19 protein-coding genes are annotated in these 18139 nt (G+C 64.4%); 13 read left to right on the top strand and 6 right to left on the bottom strand.

Features of this window, described 5'->3' with window-relative positions; genetic code table 11:
- Window positions 1–6 precede the first annotated feature (6 nt).
- Genes glmM through aroE form a run of 4 tightly spaced genes read right to left on the bottom strand, consistent with a single transcriptional unit; the run spans window position 7 to window position 5214 of the window.
- Entirely contained in the window at window positions 7–1308 is a 1302-nt protein-coding gene (gene glmM / locus KQ693_RS07670) for a phosphoglucosamine mutase (RefSeq protein ID WP_267260822.1), read from the bottom strand.
- A 24-nt stretch (window positions 1309–1332) separates the two neighbouring features.
- A complete protein-coding gene (gene polA, locus KQ693_RS07665) occupies window positions 1333–3834 on the bottom strand; it encodes a DNA polymerase I (RefSeq protein WP_267262364.1) in 2502 nt (833 codons plus the stop codon).
- 6 nt (window positions 3835–3840) lie between these two features.
- The gene (locus KQ693_RS07660; protein WP_267260821.1) at window positions 3841–4419 is read right to left on the bottom strand and encodes an IMPACT family protein; all 579 of its coding nucleotides are present in this window, start codon (window positions 4417–4419) and stop codon (window positions 3841–3843) included.
- Window positions 4420–5214 (bottom strand): shikimate dehydrogenase, encoded by a 795-nt coding sequence (gene aroE / locus KQ693_RS07655; protein WP_267260820.1) that lies wholly within the window; start codon window positions 5212–5214, stop codon window positions 4420–4422.
- A 46-nt stretch (window positions 5215–5260) separates the two neighbouring features.
- On the opposite strand from aroE, the gene KQ693_RS07650 reads away from it, so the two are divergent.
- The 13 genes from KQ693_RS07650 (at window position 5261) to KQ693_RS07590 (ending at window position 15603) form a co-directional block, all read left to right on the top strand.
- Window positions 5261–6541, top strand: a complete 1281-nt coding sequence (locus tag KQ693_RS07650) for an NfeD family protein (protein WP_267260819.1) — start codon at window positions 5261–5263, stop codon at window positions 6539–6541.
- 11 nt (window positions 6542–6552) lie between these two features.
- Window positions 6553–7530 (top strand): flotillin-like protein FloA, encoded by a 978-nt coding sequence (gene floA / locus KQ693_RS07645; protein ID WP_267260818.1) that lies wholly within the window; start codon window positions 6553–6555, stop codon window positions 7528–7530.
- Complete coding sequence (locus tag KQ693_RS07640; protein WP_267260817.1) at window positions 7527–7931, top strand: hypothetical protein; 405 nt, start codon at window positions 7527–7529, stop codon at window positions 7929–7931. Before floA ends, KQ693_RS07640 begins: the two co-directional genes overlap by 4 nt.
- Window positions 7895–8890 (top strand): PhoH family protein, encoded by a 996-nt coding sequence (locus KQ693_RS07635; RefSeq protein ID WP_267260816.1) that lies wholly within the window; start codon window positions 7895–7897, stop codon window positions 8888–8890. The genes KQ693_RS07640 and KQ693_RS07635 overlap by 37 nt, the downstream gene beginning before the upstream one ends.
- Window positions 8868–9287 (top strand): rRNA maturation RNase YbeY, encoded by a 420-nt coding sequence (ybeY, locus tag KQ693_RS07630; RefSeq protein WP_105317090.1) that lies wholly within the window; start codon window positions 8868–8870, stop codon window positions 9285–9287. Before KQ693_RS07635 ends, ybeY begins: the two co-directional genes overlap by 23 nt.
- Complete coding sequence (locus KQ693_RS07625) at window positions 9242–9640, top strand: diacylglycerol kinase family protein (protein WP_038030087.1); 399 nt, start codon at window positions 9242–9244, stop codon at window positions 9638–9640. Before ybeY ends, KQ693_RS07625 begins: the two co-directional genes overlap by 46 nt.
- 4 nt (window positions 9641–9644) lie before the next feature.
- Window positions 9645–10007, top strand: a complete 363-nt coding sequence (locus KQ693_RS07620; protein WP_015716832.1) for a hypothetical protein — start codon at window positions 9645–9647, stop codon at window positions 10005–10007.
- 63 nt (window positions 10008–10070) lie between these two features.
- A complete protein-coding gene (locus tag KQ693_RS07615; protein ID WP_267260815.1) occupies window positions 10071–10541 on the top strand; it encodes a GreA/GreB family elongation factor in 471 nt (156 codons plus the stop codon).
- 2 nt (window positions 10542–10543) lie between these two features.
- The gene (gene lysS / locus KQ693_RS07610) at window positions 10544–12019 is read left to right on the top strand and encodes a lysine--tRNA ligase (RefSeq protein ID WP_267260814.1); all 1476 of its coding nucleotides are present in this window, start codon (window positions 10544–10546) and stop codon (window positions 12017–12019) included.
- The gene (locus KQ693_RS07605) at window positions 12020–12886 is read left to right on the top strand and encodes a cation diffusion facilitator family transporter (protein WP_267260813.1); all 867 of its coding nucleotides are present in this window, start codon (window positions 12020–12022) and stop codon (window positions 12884–12886) included.
- 147 nt (window positions 12887–13033) lie between these two features.
- Window positions 13034–14689: an acyl-CoA mutase large subunit family protein gene (locus KQ693_RS07600; RefSeq protein WP_267260812.1), complete on the top strand. Its 1656-nt coding sequence runs from the start codon at window positions 13034–13036 to the stop codon at window positions 14687–14689.
- A 9-nt stretch (window positions 14690–14698) separates the two neighbouring features.
- Complete coding sequence (locus tag KQ693_RS07595; RefSeq protein ID WP_267260811.1) at window positions 14699–15118, top strand: cobalamin B12-binding domain-containing protein; 420 nt, start codon at window positions 14699–14701, stop codon at window positions 15116–15118.
- The gene (locus KQ693_RS07590; protein WP_054392371.1) at window positions 15115–15603 is read left to right on the top strand and encodes a PaaI family thioesterase; all 489 of its coding nucleotides are present in this window, start codon (window positions 15115–15117) and stop codon (window positions 15601–15603) included. The genes KQ693_RS07595 and KQ693_RS07590 overlap by 4 nt, the downstream gene beginning before the upstream one ends.
- Here the strand turns inward: KQ693_RS07590 and KQ693_RS07585 are convergent.
- Together KQ693_RS07585 and KQ693_RS07580 are read right to left on the bottom strand one after the other, a co-directional pair.
- Window positions 15557–15895: a hypothetical protein gene (locus tag KQ693_RS07585; RefSeq protein ID WP_267260810.1), complete on the bottom strand. Its 339-nt coding sequence runs from the start codon at window positions 15893–15895 to the stop codon at window positions 15557–15559. The genes KQ693_RS07590 and KQ693_RS07585 overlap by 47 nt on opposite strands.
- A gap of 80 nt (window positions 15896–15975) precedes the next feature.
- Window positions 15976–18090 carry a vWA domain-containing protein gene (locus KQ693_RS07580; RefSeq protein ID WP_267260809.1) on the bottom strand — a complete coding sequence of 705 codons (2115 nt, stop codon included), beginning with the start codon at window positions 18088–18090 and terminating at the stop codon, window positions 15976–15978.
- Window positions 18091–18139: the final 49 nt, after the last annotated feature.

The raw sequence follows: 18139 nt of genomic DNA, 5'->3' as shown, positions 1-18139 counted from the left end.
CTCAGATTACTCCCGGTCCAGGCGGGAGACCAAATCGGCCAGCTTCCTCGCCACCTCTTCCGCCCCTTCCTTGGCCTCCACCATAACCCGCACCACGGGCTCGGTCCCCGAGGGGCGCACGTTCACCCGGCCAAAGCTCCCAAGCCTCCCTTCCGCCTCCTCCACCGCCTCCTTCAGCCGGGGGTGGGCCATGATCCTGTTCTTGTCGGAAACCCGCACGTTCAAGAGCACCTGGGGGTACATGGGCAACGCCTCGTACCAATCCGCCAGGTCCCCTCCCAGGACCTTTAGGGCCTTGAGGGTGAGGAGGGCGGTGAGGAGGCCATCCCCCGTGGTGTGGTGCTTGAGGAAGATCACGTGCCCCGAGGGTTCCCCGCCCAGGAAAAGCCCCTTTTCCTTCATCATCTCCAAAACGTACCGGTCCCCCACCGCCGCCCGGTGGAAGGCCAGACCCTTCTCCTTCAGGGCCACCTCCAGGCCCATGTTGCTCATCACCGTTCCCACCACCCCCTTTTCCTGAAAGGCCAGGGCGGTGAGGTAGAGGATATGATCCCCGTGAAAAAGCCGTCCTTTTCGGTCTATGAACTGCACCCTATCCCCATCCCCATCAAAGGCGATGCCCAGGTCCAGATCCAGCTCCGCCACAAAGCGGGCCAGGGCCTCGGGGTGCGTGGAACCGCAGGCCTTGTTGATGTTCCGGCCATCCGGGGTGTTGAAGAAGGCCATCACCTCGGCCCCCGCCCGCTGGAAGAGCCTGGGTCCCAGGCGGTAGGTAGCCCCGTGGGCCAGGTCCAGGCCGATCCTTAGGCCCGAAAGGTCGGGAGCATGGGCCAGGAGGAAGTCCAGGTACATCCTCTCCGCCTCCCGGAAATCCCCCACGGTACCGATGCCCCGCGTGGGATGCTCCTCCTCCAGAAGGGCCTCGATCTCCTCCTCCGCTGGGTCGGGAAGCTTCTCGCCCTCGGGCCCGAAAAACTTGATGCCGTTGTCCTGGTAAGGGTTGTGGCTGGCGGAGATCATGGCCCCGGCGCTGGCCCTAAGGTGCCGCGTGAGATAGGCCACCCCCGGGGTGGGGAGCACCCCCAGGTGTTCCACCCTGACCCCCTGGCTCATGAGCCCCGCCGCCAAGGCGGCCTCCAGAAGATCGCTGGACTCCCGGGTATCCTTGGCCAGGAGGACCACGGGCCTGGGGCTCGCCTTGCGAAGATAGGCCCCCGCCGCCTGGCCAAGCTTAAGGACAAACCCGGGGGTAAGGGGGTGCTTGCCCGCCTCCCCCCGCACCCCGTCGGTGCCGAAGTAACGCCTCATGGGAACGACTATACCCCACGACCCCTAGGCCTTGGCGGAAAGCCAGTCCTCCCCGATGCCCACCTCCACCTCCAAGGGCACCTTGAGGGGCCACACCTCCTCCATGGTCCGCTTGGCCTCCTGGGCGACTTCCTCCGCTTGCTCCTTGGGAGCCTCGAGGACCAGTTCGTCGTGCACCTGCAAAAGCATCCTGGCCCCCAGCTCCTGAAGCCTGGGAAAGAGCTTCACCATGGCCAGTTTCATCAAATCCGCGGCGGTCCCCTGCACCGGCATGTTGAAGGCCATGCGCTCCGCTGCCTCCCGGATGCTCTTCACCCGGGAAGCCAAGTCGGGCACGTAGCGCCGCCGGCCAAAGAGGGTTTCCACATACCCCAGTTCCCGTCCTTCTGCCAAGGTTTTCTCAATCCAGGCCCGCACCTTGGGGTAGCTCTGGAAATACCGCTCGATGAAGGCCACCGCCTCCTCGTAGGGGATGGCCAGCTCTCCCGAAAGCCGGTGGGCGGACATGCCGTAGAGGACGCCGAAGTTGATGGTCTTGGCCGCCCGGCGCATCAGGGAATCCACGGCCTCAGGGGGAACGCCGAACATCCAGCTGGCCGTCTGGGTGTGGATGTCCTGGCCCTCCTGGAAGACCCGGATCAGGTTCTCGTCCCCGGAAAGGTGCGCCAGGACCCTGAGCTCAATCTGGCTGTAGTCCAAAACCACCAGCCTCCACCCCTCCTCGGCCACGAAGGCCCGGCGGATCCGCTGGCCCAAAGGAGTGCGCACGGGGATATTTTGCAGGTTGGGATCCGAGCTGCTCAACCTCCCCGTGGCGGTGGCCGTCTGGTTGAAACGGGTGTGGAGGCGGTTCGTCTTGGGGTGGACCAAGGCGGGCAAGGGATCGATGTAGGTTCCCTTGAGCTTGGAAAGCTCCCGGTACTGGAGGATGCGGTCCACGATGGGATGAGCCTCCCGCAAGGCCTCCAAAACGGCGGCGCTGGTGGAGCGCTTACCCGTCTTCTCCGTCTTGCCGATGGCGGGAAGTCCAAGCTCGTCAAAGAGGACCCTTTCCAGCTGGTCCCGGGAGTTCAGGTTGAAAGGATGCCCGGCCAGGCGGTGAACCTCCTCCTCGAGGCGCCTGAGCTCCGCCTCCACCTCCAGGGAAAGGGCCTTCAAGTAGGCCACATCCAACCGTACCCCCGTGGCCTCCATGTGGGCCAGGACCCGCGAAAGGGGCTTTTCCACCTCCTCGTAAAGCCAAAGAAGCCTCTCCTCCCCCTTAAGCCGCTCCAGAAGGGCGGCGTAAAGCCTTTCGGAAAGCAGCGCCCTTTCCCCCGCCTCCCCGGTCCACTCCCCCCCGTAGCGCCGGGCTACCCCTTCGGGGGCGGTGTTGGAAGGATCCAGGAGGTAGGCGAGGAGCATGGGGTCGTCGCCCGGTGCCAGGGCAATCCCTTCCCTCAGGGCCAGCACCGCCAGGTCCTTGGCCAAAAGCCCCCTCACCTCCCCAAGCCCCTGCAAGGCCTCCAAGGGATCCTCCGCCCGGTAAACCCTTCCCTCCCAGGCGGCGGCCAAGGCGTTAAGCTCCGCCCACATGGGCTCGGGGCGGGAAAGAACGTACCCCACGAAGGCTCCCTCGGGGGGCGGCCAAGGAGCTTCCTCCGCCGCCACCGGGCTTTCCAACAGGCCGAACTCGTGAAGGAGGCTTCCGAACTCCAACCTCTCCAAAAAGGCCTTCAGCCCCTCCCGGTCCGGCTCCCGGCGCTGGGCGAAGTCCACCTGAAGGGGCAAGTCCGTGTGCACCCGGGAAAGCTCCAGGGATAGCTTGAGGTCCTCCATGTGGCTAAGGATCTTCTCCCGCACGGAGGCAGGTTTCACCTGTTCCAGGTGCTTAAGAAGGTTTTCCAGGCTTCCCCACTCCCGGATCAGCTTGGCCGCCGTCTTCTCCCCGATGCCCTTCACGCCGGGGATGTTGTCGGAAGGGTCCCCGGCCAAGGCCCGGTAGTCCACCCACTGGGAAGGCTTAAGCCCATACTTCTCCCAAAGCCACTCCGGGGTGATCAGGTAACCCTCCGGGTGAAGGATGGAGATTCGGTCCGAAAGAAGCTGGTAGAGGTCCCGGTCCGCGGTGAGGATGCGCACCTCGTAGCCTTCCTTTTCCGCCTTCTTGGCCAGGGTAGCCAGGACGTCGTCCGCCTCAAAGCCCGGCACCTCGAGGCGCTCCAAGCCTAAAAGGTCCACCATCTCCTTGATAAGGGCAAGCTGCCGGGGAAAGTCCTCGGGGGTGGGAGCCCGCCCCGCCTTGTAGGCCTCGTAGGTCTGGTGGCGGAAGGAGGGGGCCTTGGCGTCAAACACCACGATCACCACATCCCCGTCTTCCCTTAGCGCCTTCAAAAGGCTCTTGGCAAAGCCGTACACCGCCTGGACCGGCTCCCCGCGGCTGGTGGTGAGGCCCTTCAGGGCAAAAAAGGTACGGTAGGCCAGGTGGTGGCCGTCCACCAGAAGCACCCGGCCCTTGGGCTCAAAGAGGGGCAGCATCGCCCTTATGCTACCCTAGCCTTCCCAGCGCACCTGTCCCCGGGTGAGGTCCCTGAGCTCCTGCAAAAAAGCCTCCTTTTCCTCTGCGGGAAGCCTGAGGTGAAACCGCACCCCCTCCGCCAGGTACTCCTCCAAAGCCGTCCAGGAGCGGGAGGCTAAAAGCCTGTGCACCCGGCCCAGGTGGGGAAAAGGGACCACAAACCGCACCTCCTCCCACTCCGTCAAGGGCACCTTGGAAGCCCGCCTCAGGGCCTCCGCAGCCACCCCCCCGTAGGCCCGGACAAGCCCCCCGGCCCCCAGCTTGATCCCGCCGAAATAGCGCACCACCAAAACCACCACCCTATCCAGCCCTTGGGCCTCAATGGCGTGGAGGATGGGCTTACCCGCCGTGCCCGTGGGCTCGCCGTCGTCAAAAAAGCGGTAGAGGTTGCCCAGCTTGTAGGCGTAGCAGTTGTGGGTGGCCTGGGGTTCCCGCTGGGCTTCCAAAAAGGCCAAGGCTTCCTCCTCCGAGGCTACCGGGGCCGCCTTGGCGATGAAGCGGCTTTTCTGAATGATCTCCTCGTGAACCACCGGGGCCGCCAGGGTGTAGGCCATTCACCCCTCCTCCAGGGCCTGGCGGGCCGCCTCCTCCATGCCCCTGGGGTCCGGGAGAAGGCCGGTCCATATGCGGAAGGCCAAGGCTCCCTGCCAGGCCAGCATGGGAAGCCCGGTCTGCACCTGAAGGCCCCTCTCTCTCGCCTCCCTTAACAACCGGGTCCACAGGGGACGGTAGACCAGGTCCACCACAGCCCCTTCCTTGGGAAAAAACTCAGCCGGCAAGGGAGTAGCCCCTGGGTCCTTAAGCCCCACGCTGGTGGCGTTCACCAGGAGTCTGGCCTCCTTGGCCCGTTCCAAGGGAACCGCCTTCAGCCCAAACTCCTCCGCCAGGGCCAAGGCCCTTTCCCAGGTGCGGTTCCAGATCCAGACCTCGAGGCCCGCCTCCCTTAAGGCCCAGGCCACCGCCCGCCCCGCCCCCCCGGCCCCCAGGACCAAGGCAGGGCCCATGAGGGGAATCCCCTCGGCCCGCAGGGCCTGCAAAAACCCAGGGGCATCGGTGTTGAAGCCGAGAAGCCTCCCCTCCACGGAAAGCACCGTGTTCACCGCCCCAATGGCCCGGGCCTCCGGGGCCACCCAGTCCAAAAGGGGTAAGGCCACTTCCTTAAGGGGGATGGTCAGGTTCACGCCCCGGTATTCCCGGCGCACCTCCTCCAGGCGGTCCTTCAGGGCCTCGAGGGGAGTTTCCAAGGCCTCGTAGCTTCCCTCGAGGCCCAGGGAGCTTAAGGCGTACCGGTGCATGGCCGGGGACAGGGAGTGGGCAATGGGACTGCCCAACACCGCCAGGCGCAGCATGAACTTCAGAATACCCCACCCTACTCCCCCACCCAAGCCGTATAGAATGAGGACGGTGAAAAGGCTCCTTGCCCTATGCTTCCTGCTCTCCCTGGCCCTGGGGAAAACCTACCTCGTCCCCATCCAGGGGGAGATTGACCCCGCCTTGGCAGTCTTTGTGGAGCAGGCCCTGACCCGCGCCGAACGGGAAGGGGCGAGTGGCGTGGTCCTCCTCATCGACACCCCAGGGGGCCGGGTGGACGCCGCCATCCGCATCTCCGACCGGATCCTGCAAACCCCCCTTCCCACCCTGGCGGTGGTGCAGAACGCCTTTTCCGCCGGGGCCTTGATCGCCCTTTCCTGCCGCCAGATCGCCATGCTGCCGGGCTCGGAGATCGGGGCGGCCCTGCCGGTAGTGGCTCTTCCCCTGCAGCAGCCCCAGGCGGCGGACCAGAAGATCATCTCCGCCCTTAAGGGCAAGTTCCGCGCGGTGGCCGAGGCCCGGGGAAGGCCGGTGGAGCTGGCAGAGGCCATGGTGGACCCCCAGGTGGAGATCCCTGGCCTTTCCGCCAAGGGTGAGCCTCTGACCCTTTCTGCGGATAAGGCCGTAGAGGTGAAGGTGGCCGATTTTCTTGCCCCCAGCTTACCGGAAGGCCTGCGACAAGCAGGTTTTTCTACCGAAACGGAGCACCTCGATCCCGGCCCCAGGGTGCGGCTGGCTCGGTTTCTCACTAGCTCCAGCGTGGCTGGAATCTTGCTAGCCCTGGGAGTGCTTCTCCTGATAATCGAGTTCTTCACTCCCGGAACCTTTATCCCCGCTCTCGTGGGCCTCTTGTTATTGGGCCTTTACTTTTTCGGAGGCTATCTGGCTGGTATGTCGGGAGCGCTGGAGATCATTCTCTTTTTTGCAGGTGTACTTCTTCTCCTGGTAGAGGCCTTGCTTCTGCCAGGTTTTGGAATACCAGGCGCTATGGGTATAGCCCTTATCCTGGCTTCTGTATACCTTACCTTTGGAACCCAGAGCCTTGCGGTGGGGGCTTATGCTATTTTGGTATTGGGGCTAGGGTTGTTAATTCTCTTCCGTTTCTTTCCCCAGACGCGTGTAGGCCGCGCGCTAGTCCTGGAAAGTACCATATCAGAAGTGGCTCCGCCCAAAGGAGACTTAGAAGCGTTAATAGGAGCAATTGGTGAAGCTATCACAGATCTCCGTCCGGCTGGAGTAGCCCGGTTCGGCGACCAGCGGGTGGATGTGGTAACGGAAGGGGAGTTCGTGCCCAAGGGGACTTTAGTGCGGATAACAAAGATAGAGGGGCCTAAGGTAGTGGTGCGGGTTTTCAAGGAGGCGTAAAGGAGGCGTAAATGGCAAGCGCATATCTTCTGTTTCTAGCTGGGATTGTTCTCATTTTGGTGTTCATCTTCTTCACTTTTGTTCCCGTTGGCCTTTGGGTAACCGCCTTTTTTGCAGGGGTAAGGGTACCTCTCACGAGCCTGATAGCCATGCGACTACGCCGGGTACCCCCCGCCAAAATCATCCTTCCTATGATCAAAGCTACTAAGGCGGGTATTCCCGTAGAGATCAACCGTCTAGAAGCCCAATACCTTGCAGGAGGCAACGTGGACAGAGTGGTGGATGCCCTGATTGCAGCCGATAAAGCTGGCATTAAGCTTACCTTCGACCGGGCCGCGGCGATAGACCTAGCAGGGAGGGACGTTTTAGAAGCAGTGAGGGTGAGCGTGAACCCTAAGGTCATAACCACTCCTCAGGTGGCGGGTATGGCTAAGGATGGCATCCAACTCTTGGTGACTGCCCGGGTGACGGTCCGCGCCAACATTGACCGGCTGGTAGGAGGGGCTGGAGAAGAAACAGTGCTGGCTCGCGTGGGGGAGGGTATCGTGGCCTCTATCGGCAGCGCCGAGTCCCACAAGGAAGTCCTTGAACAACCGGACCGCATAAGTAAAACCGTGCTAGCTAAGGGCCTAGACGCAGGCACTGCTTTTGAAATCCTTTCCGTCGATATTGCGGAAGTGGATGTAGGTCGCAACATCGGTGCCCAGCTTAGGACAGACCAAGCGGAAGCAGACAAGCGCGTTGCTCAGGCCAAGGCGGAGGAACGCCGGGCCATGGCGGTGGCCGCCGAGCAGGAGAACCGGGCCCTGGTGGAGGCCATGCGGGCCAAGCTGGTGGAGGCCCAGGCCCAGGTGCCCCTGGCCCTGGCGGAGGCCTTGCGCACGGGACGGCTTGGGGTCATGGACTACTACCGCCTGAAGAACATCGAGGCCGACACCGACATGCGGGAGTCCATCAGCCGGGCCGCCAAGCCCGAGGGTGAGGAATGAGCCTAGACGACCTCCTGGGTCTTCTTTTCCTACTCTTCTTCATCCTCATCCCCGCCCTGCAGGGCCTAAGCCGCCGGGGCCAGCCTCCCCCCATCCCCCCGGGATTTCCCAAGGACCTGCCCCTACCGGAACCCCTACCCCGCCCCAAGCCCAAGGCCCGGCCCAAGCCCAAGGTCCCGCCGCCCCCCTCCCTTCCCACACCCAAGAAACCGGAGGCAGAGAGTTTAGAGCGGCCCTCTAGCCCCGAACGGCAACCCTTGGAAGTACGGTTCCGCGAGGTATCCTTGCCGGAGGAAGAGCGAAAGAAGCGCCCGCGGAAAAGGCTGCTCACCACCGACGGCGAGAGCATCCTGAAAGGGGTGATATGGCACGAGATCCTGAAGAAGCCCAAAGGCTGGTGATTCCCCTAAAACCCGAGGAAACCCTGGCCTTTTTGGGCCAGGCGGATCGAAACCTGAAGAAGCTCCGTTCCCTTTTCCGGGAGGCCTTCGGCGACCGGCTCAAGCTCATCATGCGGGGCAACCAGGTGGAGCTGGAGGGCGACCCGGAAGCGGTGGAGGTGGCCGAGCGGGCCGTGCGGGACCTTGTGGCCCTCCTCAGGCAAGGAGCGGAGCTGGACCAGCCCACCCTGGAACAATCCGTCGCCCTGGCTCTGCAGGGGGAGGGCCTGTACCAGGCCACCACCCCGGAAACCGAGCTTGCGCTACCGGGCCGTCTCAGGCCCAAAACCCCAGGGCAAAGGCGGTACGTGGAGGCCATCGCCCACCACGACATTACCTTCGGGGTGGGCCCCGCGGGAACCGGCAAGACCTATTTGGCAGTGGCCATGGCGGTGAGCCACCTCCGGGCCAAAAGGGTTAAGCGCATCATCCTCACCCGGCCGGCGGTGGAGGCGGGGGAAAAGCTGGGGTTTTTGCCAGGGGACATACAGGCCAAGGTGGACCCTTATCTCCGCCCCCTTTACGATGCCCTCTTTGACATGATCGACGCCGAACGCTTTGAGCAGTACCTCCAGTCCGGGATCATCGAGGTGGCCCCCCTGGCCTTCATGCGGGGCCGCACCCTCAACGATGCCTTCATCATCCTGGACGAGGCCCAAAACACCACCCCGGAGCAGATGAAGATGTTCCTCACCCGCATGGGCTTCTCCTCCAAGATGGTCATCACCGGGGACATCACCCAAATCGACCTGCCCAAGCACCAAAAGTCGGGGCTGGTGGAGGCCATCCGCATCCTCAAGGGCATTGAGGGCATCGCCTTCGTGTACTTCAAGGAGTCCGACGTGGTGCGCCATCCCCTGGTGGCCCGCATCATCAAGGCCTACGAGGAAGCCGAGCGTGGTGGAGATCGTAGCCAATAAGCGTCCGCCCCGGGGCCTCATCCCCAGGCTCCGCCGGGCCCTTTCCGCCCTGATGGAGGAACTGGGCGTGGGGGACAAGGCCGTCACGGTCATCCTCACCGGGGACCGCAGGATCAGGGTCCTAAAGCGGGAGTGGTGGGGGGAGGATGAGGCCACGGATGTCCTTTCCTTTCCCCACTACGAACCCGGGGATCCCTTTGTACCCCCCCACCTGGGCGATATCTGGATCAGCCTGGACACTGCCAAGAAGCAGGCGGAGGAAAGAGGGGTTCCCCTCGAGGAGGAGGTGCTTGTCCTGGCGGCCCACGGGCTATGGCATCTTCTCGGCCACGACCACCAACAGGAGGAGGATTGGGAGGGCTTCCGCCGCGTCCAAGAGAGGATCCTCGCCCTCTGAAGGGCGTTTGGCGCTCCTTGGGCTATGCCTGGGAAGGGGTTCTCTACGCCTGGCGGGTGCAGCGGAACTTCCGCCTCGAGGCCTACTTGGCCCTTCTGGCCCTCGGGCTTGCCCTCTGGCTGGAGGTCAACCCGGTGCCGGTGCTGCTCGTTAGCGCCCTGGTGCTTTCCCTGGAACTCATGAACACCGCCCTCGAGGCCCTGGCCGACCTGGTGAGCCCGGTATTCCATCCCCTGGTCAAGCGGGCCAAGGACACGGCGGCGGCAGCGGTTCTTTTGGCGAGCTTCTTCGCCCTCCTGGTGGGCCTTTACCTCCTCCTGCCTCCCCTCCTCGGGCGGTTTGGGCTAAGCTAAGCGTATGGACCACGAGGAAAGGGAGATGATCCTGGAGATCTTTCCAGGCACTCCCCCCGAGCTTCTCCCCATTGGGGAGATTCTTTATTATCGCGACGAGGAAGGCCGGGTGATCATCCAGGAAAAGGGGCCCCCGGAGCTCCGCCTGACCCTGGAACCCCTGCCCGGAACCCTGGGAAGCCCTCAGGTGTGCGAGGCCTGCCACCGCCATCTTTCGGGAAGCGCCTTGGGCTTCTTCCGCCACCCGGTGGGCGGAAGGGAAACCCACCTCCGCTACCTGGTCCTCTGCCTGGACACGGCAGCCTGCGCCAGCCATGCGGAGCCCGAGCGTTTGAGGGAAATCCTCCTTCGCGGTATACTCACCTGAGAAGGAGGCCCTTGGGCCAAGGAGGTCGGCTTTGGCCGACCTTCATGACTTACGAGGTGAGCTATGGCGCGCGAGGTAAAGCTAACCAAAGCCGGTTACGAGCGGCTCATGCAGCAACTTCTGCAGGAAAGGGAACGCCTGCAAGAAGCCACCCGCATCCTGCAGGAGCTCATGGAGTCCTCCGACGACTACGACGATTCGGGGCTGGAGGCGGCCAAACAGGAAAAGGGCCGCATCGAGGCCCGGATCGACAGCCTCGAGGACATCCTCTCCCGGGCGGTGATCATAGAAGGGGCCACCACCGAGGTCATCGGCCTGGGCTCGGTGGTGGAGCTGGAAGACCCCGTCACCGGGGAGCGCCTGGAGGTACAGGTGGTTTCCCCTGCCGAGGCCAGCGTCCTGGAAACCCCCATGAAGATCTCCGATGCCTCCCCCATGGGCAAAGCCCTCCTGGGCCACCGGGAAGGGGATGTGCTCAGCCTGGAAACCCCCAAGGGCAAGAAGGAGTTCCGGGTGGTCTCGGTGCGCGGCTAAACATGAACGAGCAGACGCGGCAACGCCTACTCAACTTGGAAGCCCTGGTGGAGGCGGGTTTTCAACCCTACCCCTACCGGTATTCCAAGACCCACAGCGCAAAGGAAATCCTATCCGCCAAGGAGGGGGCTCCCCCGGAAAGCGAGTGGGAGGAAGAGGTGGCCCTGGCCGGGCGCATCGTGGCCTTGAGGCGCATGGGGAAGGTCACCTTCGCCCACCTCCTGGACGAAAGCGGCAAGATCCAGCTCTATTTTCAAAAGGACCTCACCCCGAGCTACGAGCTTTTGAAGAAGCTGGACGTGGGGGACATCCTGGGGGTCAAGGGCACGGTCTTCACCACCAAGACCGGGGAGGTCACGGTGAAGGTCCTCTCCTGGACCCCCCTGGTGAAAAGCCTCCACCCCCTCCCCGACAAATGGCACGGGATCAAGGACAAGGAGGTGCGCTACCGGCAGCGCTACCTGGACCTCATCGTCAACCCTGAGGTGCGGGAGGTCTTTCGGCGGCGCACCGCCATGGTGCGCTACATCCGCCGCTTCTTTGAGGAGCGGGGGTTTTTGGAGGTGGAAACCCCCATCCTCCAGGCCACCACCGGCGGGGCGGAGGCCAGGCCCTTCAAGACTTATCACAACGCCCTGGACCACGAGTTTTACCTACGCATCTCCCTGGAGCTTTACCTGAAGCGCCTTCTCGTGGGCGGGTTTGAGAAGGTCTTCGAGATCGGGCGGAACTTCCGCAACGAGGGCATCGACCACAACCACAACCCCGAGTTCACCATGCTGGAGGCCTACTGGGCCTACGCCGACTACCAGGACATGGCCAAGCTGGTGGAGGAACTCCTTTCCGGCCTGGTCCTCCACCTCTTCGGCAGCTACCAGGTCCCCTACCAGGGGCGGGTGCTGGACTTTACCCCGCCCTTTAGACGCATCTCCTTCGTGGAGGCTTTGCAGGAGAAAGCCGGCCTGCCCTTTGACCCCTTGGACCTGGAAAGGCTTAGGATCTTCGCCGACGCCCACCACCCCGAGCTCGCTCAGGTTCCCAGTTACAAGCTTCTGGACAAGCTTTTTGGCATCTACGTGGAGCCTGAACTCCAGAACCCCACCTTCGTCTTCGACTTTCCCCTGGCCATCAGCCCCCTGGCCAAGCGGCATAGGGAAAAGCCCGGGCTCACGGAGCGCTGGGACCTCTATGCGGGCGGGATGGAGCTCGCCCCCGCCTACTCCGAGCTCAACGATCCCCTGGACCAGAGGGAACGCTTTTTGGAGCAGGCCAGGCGCAGACGGGAAGGGGACGAGGAGGCCCCCGAGCCCGACGAGGACTTCCTGTTGGCCCTGGAGTACGGCATGCCCCCGGCGGCGGGGCTTGGCCTGGGCCTGGACCGCCTGGCCATGATCCTCACCGACCAGCCCTCCTTGAGGGACGTCCTCCTCTTCCCCTTGCTCAAGCCCAAGCGGGAGCTGGTGGAGGAAGAAGCCTAGGTGGCGGAAAGGGCTGCCCGCCTCAGCCTCCTGGTGGCCCTGTGGGTCCTGGGGTTAAAGGCCTTGGCCTACCTCCTCACCGGCTCGGTGGCCCTTCTCTCCGATGCCCTCGAGTCCACGGTGAACGTGGCCGCGGCGCTTTTGGCCCTCTTCGCCATCCGCTTCGCCCAGCGTCCTCCCGACGAAACCCATCCCTTCGGCCACAGCAAGGCCGAATACTTCTCCGCGGTGCTGGAGGGGGTCCTGGTGGTGCTGGCCGCCCTTCTCATCGCCAAGGAATCCATCCCCCGCCTCCTTCATCCCAGGCCCCTAGGGGACCTGGGACCGGGCCTCTTGGTCAGCCTCCTGGCTTCCCTGATCAACGGCCTTCTCGCCTGGCACCTCCTCCGCCAGGGGAGGCGCTTGCGCTCCCCCGCCCTCACCGCCGACGGCTACCACGTGCTTTCCGACGTGCTCACCTCCGTGGGGGTTCTCGCCGGGGTAAGCCTTGCCTGGGCCACGGGGTTATGGGTGCTGGATCCCTTGCTGGCCCTTTTGGTGGCGGGGAACATCCTCCTCATGGGCTTCCGCCTGGTGCGCCAGTCCGTGGGAGGGCTTATGGATGAGGGACTCTCCCCAGCGGAGGTGGGGCGGATCCGAAAGACTATCGCCGAGGCCTTGGGAGGAAGGGCCCTCGAGGTCCACGACCTCAAAACCCGCAAGGCGGGAAACCGGGCCTTTTTGGAGTTCCACCTGGTGGTGCCGGGGTCCATGACCGTGGAGGAAGCTCACCGGCTCTGCGACGAGCTGGAAAGGGCTTTGGAGGAAAGTTTCCCCGGGCTTGCCGTCACCATCCACGTGGAGCCCGAAAGCGAGCGGAAGCGCTAGAGGATAAGGCTGCCCCCTGGCCACTCGAGAAGGTAGCTTCAGAAAGGTGCTGCCGACAGGCTGGCTTTTCCCCGCCGGCGAAGGAGTCTTCTAACGCTCTTTTCCTTGGGCGCATAAAAGCGTAGAATATGGCCCAAGGGAGGACCCATGCGCAAGAAGCACGACTGGCTCAGGGAAACCTACCAGAAGAGCCTGGAGAAGATGCCCGAGAGGCCTGTGGCCCACCGCACCCTTTCGGACATCGCCCCAGAACCCCTTTACACCCCCGAGGACATCGGGGTCCTGGACCCGGAGTACGAGGAAAAGCGGGGCTACCCCGGGGAGTACCCCTACACCCGCGGGGTCTACGGCTCCATGTACCGGTCCAAGCTCTGGACCATGCGCATGTTCGCCGGCTTCGGCACCGCCGAACAGACCAACGAGCGGTTCAAGAAACTCTTAAAGGCGGGCCAGACCGGCCTCAGCGTGGCCTTTGACCTGCCCACCCTCATGGGCTACGACTCCGATCACCCCCTTTCCAAGGGGGAGGTGGGCAAGTGCGGGGTGGCGGTCTCCAGTCTGGCGGACATGGAGATCCTCTTCGAGGGGATCAACCTCGAGGAGGTCACCACCTCCATGACCATCAACAGCCCCGCCAACGCCATCTGGGCCATGTACCTGGCGGTGGCCAAAAAGAAGGGGTACGACTGGAAGAAGCTTGGGGGCACCATCCAAAACGACATCCTCAAGGAGTTCATCGCCCAGAAGGAGTTCATCTTCCCCCCCGAACCCAGCGTGAAGCTGGTCATCGACACCTTTGAGTGGGGGCCCAAGAACGTTCCCAAGTGGAACTTCATCTCCGTTTCCGGCTACCACATCCGGGAAGCAGGCTCCACCGCCGTGCAGGAGCTGGCCTGGACCCTGGCTGACGGGTTTGAGTACGTGGAGGCCGCCCTCAAGCGGGGCCTGGACATCGACGAGTTCGCCCCCAGGATCAGCTTCTTCTTCGACGTCCACAACGACTTCTTTGAGGAGATCGCCAAGTTCCGCGCCGCCCGGCGCATCTGGGCCAAGGAGATGCGCCACCGCTACGGGGCCAGGAACCCCCAAAGCTGGATGCTCCGCACCCATGCCCAGACTGCCGGGGTTTCCCTCACCGCCCAGCAACCCCTCAACAACATCGCCCGGGTGGCCATCCAGGCCCTGGCCGCCGTTTTGGGGGGTACCAACAGCCTTCACACCGACGCCTACGACGAGGCCCTGGCCCTGCCCACGGAGGAATCCGCCACCATCGCCCTCAGGACCCAGCAGATCATCGCCTACGAAAGCGGGGTCACCCACACCATCGACCCCCTGGCGGGGAGCTACTACGTGGAGTGGCTCACCGACGAAATGGAGCGCCAGGCCATGGCCATCATCGAGGAGATCCGGCGCATGGGGGGCGTGGTGCGGGCCATCGAGGAGGGCTACTTCCTGCGGGAGCTGGCCGAGGCCAGCTACCGCTACCAGCAGGAGGTGGAGCGTAAGGAGAGGATCATCGTGGGGGTGAACGCCTTCACCGACGAGATCCCCTTGAAGGTCCCCATCCAGCTGGTGGACCCCGAGGTGGAGCGGGTCCAGGCGGAGCGCCTGGCCCGGGTGCGCCGGGAACGGGACCCCAAGCGGGTGGAGGAGGCCCTTGCGGGCCTAAGGCGGGCTGCGGTGGAAGGGCAGAACACCATGCACCACTTCGTGGAGTGCGCCCTGGCCTACTGCACCCTGGGGGAGATGATGGACGTCTTGCGGGAGGTCTACGGCACCTACCAGGAGCCAGCTTACGTTTAGGATTAGCGTATGGACAGGCGCATACGGGTGCTTATCGCCAAGCCCGGGCTGGACGGCCACGACCGCGGGGCCAAGGTGGTGGCCCGGGCCTTAAGGGATGCCGGCATGGAGGTGATCTACACGGGGCTCAGGCAGACCCCGGAGATGATCGTGTCCGCGGCCATCCAGGAAGACGTGGACGCCATAGGGCTGTCCATTCTCTCCGGAGCCCACATGCACTACTTCCGGGAAGTGAAGCGGCTTCTCGAGGAGCAAGGAGCCCCGGACATCCTCCTCTTCGGGGGAGGGATTATCCCCGATGAAGATGTGCCCAAGCTGAAGGAGCTGGGGGTGGCGGCGGTGTTCGGTCCTGGAACCAGCACCCAGGATATCGTGGACTTCTTGAAACGGGCGGTGCCGGAGCGCTGGCAGGCCCAGGGCTTAGCATGAAGGCTATCCAGCTTTACTACCCCCCGGAGTGGGCCCACTGCTACGGGTGCGGCTACTTAAACCCCATGGGCCTCCACCTCAAGACCTACTGGAAGGCGGACGAGGGCCAGAGCGAAACCCGTTTCACCCCTAGCCCCCATCACACCGCCATTCCCGGGTTCGTCTACGGGGGGCTTCTCGCCTCCTTGGTGGACTGCCACTCCACCGCCACCGCCGCCGCCGCCAAGGCCCATGCTGAGGGCCTGGATCTGGAAACCCACCCCCTCCGCTTCGTCACCGCCAGCCTCAAGGTGGACTACCTGAAGCCCACCCCTTTGGGGCCCGAGCTGGTCCTGGTGGGCCGGGCCAAGGAGGTGAAGGGGAGGAAGGTGGTGGTGGAAACCGAACTCTACGCCAACGGGGAGGTGACCGTACGGGGGGAGGCGGTCCTGGTGCAGATCACCGAGGGCTTCGGCCAAGGAGATAGCGCTCCAACAGGGCGATAATGCGGGAAAGATCCTCGGCTTTGGGGGAGGCCACCAGGACCAGCTCCAGCCAGGCTTCTTCCAGGATCCTCTTCATCTCCTCCAGCTCCCTTCCCGGGAAGACGGTACCCAGGGCCACGGCCTGGGACCTTTCCCAAAGCTCCTTCTTTGCCCGCTGCAGGTGCCTGATCTCCTGCCTGGCAAAGTAGAGGTCCGCCTCCAGCTGGTGGATACGGTCATGGAGGGGCTTTTCCTCCTGGCGCCTCTGCTCCCTCTCCCGGCGGATCAGCTCCTCCCAATCATCCCAGTGCATGGATTCCAGATTATAGAAAGCCTCTGCATCCCGATGTGATCCATGCACTGGCTCCCAGAACCGGCCCTCTGGACCCTGGCTCAGGCTTTCCTGGCAAAGGAGCGCGCCTCGAGGAGCCGCTCCAGGAGGAAAAGCGCCAGGGCCAAGGCCAGGAGATAGGGGCGCAGGGGCAGGGGGGAGGATCCAGGTTGCCCCAGGTTCTCGAGGGCCAGCAACCGCCCGTGGGAAGCCTCGGCCAGGGTTTTGAGAACTGCCTTCCCATCCCTGGGGGTCCACTCCCCGGGCAAGGGGAAGGCCAGGGGCAAGCGGCGCGGGCCGTCCAGGAGCACCCCGGGAGTCTGGGCCTGGATTTCGTACCGCCCAGGCCCCGTGGGCACCAGGGGCATCTCCTGGCCCCCGCTTAGGAAAAGCGGGCGCTCCAGGTGGCCCAGAACCACCACCCGCACCCCTTTCCCCTCGGGATAGGCGTATAGCGCCAGGGCCTTCTTGCCCCCCATGAGGTAGCGGGCAAGGCCGCCCAGAAAAGAAGCTGCGTCCTTCCAGCCCCGCCAGGAACGGGAAAGATCCGTGGCCAAGGCGGCCACCCGCCCCTCTCCCCTCTCCCCCAGGGCCAGCACCGCTCTGCCGTCGCTTTCCAACACCACCTCCGCCCAGGGCTCGGCCCGGGCTGGAAGGAGAACGGAAAGGGGAGGTGGGGAAAACCCCTGGGCCAGGGGATGGGGCCTGGCCTTGACGGGGAAACGGCCCTCCAGGCCCTCCCCCTGGAAAACCTCCTGCCCTTCCTTCAGGAAAAGCCGGGGAAGCTCCCGGGCGGTGGCCGCCTGGTAGTACCGGCCCCCACCCCTCTCGGCGAGGGCTTTCAGAAAGGCCCGGTCGGCGTCGGCCCCCAGGGCCATGGCGCTCACCTCGAGGCCCGAGGCCTCCGCCAGGGCCAGGATGGGGTCTTGCGGGTCGGAGATGAGGCCATCGCTGAGCACCAGGATCCCCTTGCGCTCCACCGGCACCCCCTGCAAAAGCCGCACCGCCTCCCGGAAGGCGGAGCCTAGGACCGTCCCGCCCCCCGCCCGCACGGACAAGAGGAGGCTTTCTGCCTCCTTCTTCCCCTGCTCCGTCATGGGCCTGGGTGGAAAAAGAACCCGATGGGTGGAGGAAAAGAGCACCACGCCCAGGTAGTCCTCCTCCGCCGCCGACCGCACCAGCTCCAAGGCCCCCGCCACCGCCAGGGAAAGCTTCTCCCCCTCCATGCTTCCCGATACGTCCATCACCAGGACCAAGGCCGCCCCCTTGCGGCCCAAGGGCTTTAGGGGAAGGTCTTCCGGCAAAGCCCGGTCCCAGCCGCCGAAGAAAAGACCCTTGGGGGTGGCGGTGAAAAGAAGGCCGCCGCCTTGGCGGAGGTAGCCCCTCAGGGCCTCCGGGGCCCCCTCGGGAAGGTCCAAGACCCCGAGGCCCACCGCCACCAGGTCGGCCTCGAGGGGCAGGCGGAAAGGGCCTTCCTCCACCTGGAAGCCCTGGGCCTCCAGGTAACGGGCCAAGGCCGGGTCCCCCAGCACCAGGGCCTTGCCGCGGTCGGCAGGTTGGAGGCTCACCTGGGCCTCGCTCCGGCCCCAGGAACCCTCCACCACCGCCCGCACCTCCGCCTTCTCCGTAAGGGAGAAGGTGTACACCAGGCTCTTACGCCCCTCCACCCGAAGGCTTCGTTCCCACGTCCCTGCGGGGCCCTCCACCCTCAGGCGTGCCTCCACGGAGAGGGGTGCCTCGAGGACCACTCCCACCCCCACCGTTTCCCCGTACAGGGGGTAAGGCGGGGGGACCAGCTCCACCGCCACATGGGGCTTGGGGGGAACGTAAACCGCATCCAGGGGAAAGGGAGCTGGCATGGGCTCGAAAAGCCCGTCGGAAACCAGGACCACGCGGCTCGGCCTCAGGGCCTCCGCCTCCTGGAAGGCCGCCTTCAGGTCTGTCCTCTCCCCCAGGTCCAGCCTGCGGGCGGTGGGCGAAGGAAGCCTCGCCGCCCGCTCCGCAAAGGCCACATAGATCCCGTCCCTAGGAAGCCTATCCGCCAAGGCGAAGACGCTTTCCCGGGCAGAGGGCGAGAAGTCCAGAAGGTACACCACCCGCCCCGGCATGGGCCATCTGGGGTCCAGGAAGGCCAAGAAAAGCAGGATGAGGACCCCAACCCTAAGAAGCCGGAGCATAGCCTCATGCTAGAGGCTTTGGGATGGCCTGGGCCATCCAGGGAACCCC

Origin of the sequence: Thermus brevis, from assembly GCF_026427635.1 — a bacterium.
Classification (GTDB): Bacteria; Deinococcota; Deinococci; order Deinococcales; family Thermaceae; genus Thermus; species Thermus antranikianii.
Note: the sequence above shows the minus strand (reverse complement) of the source record. Positions and strands in the feature narration are given on the sequence as shown.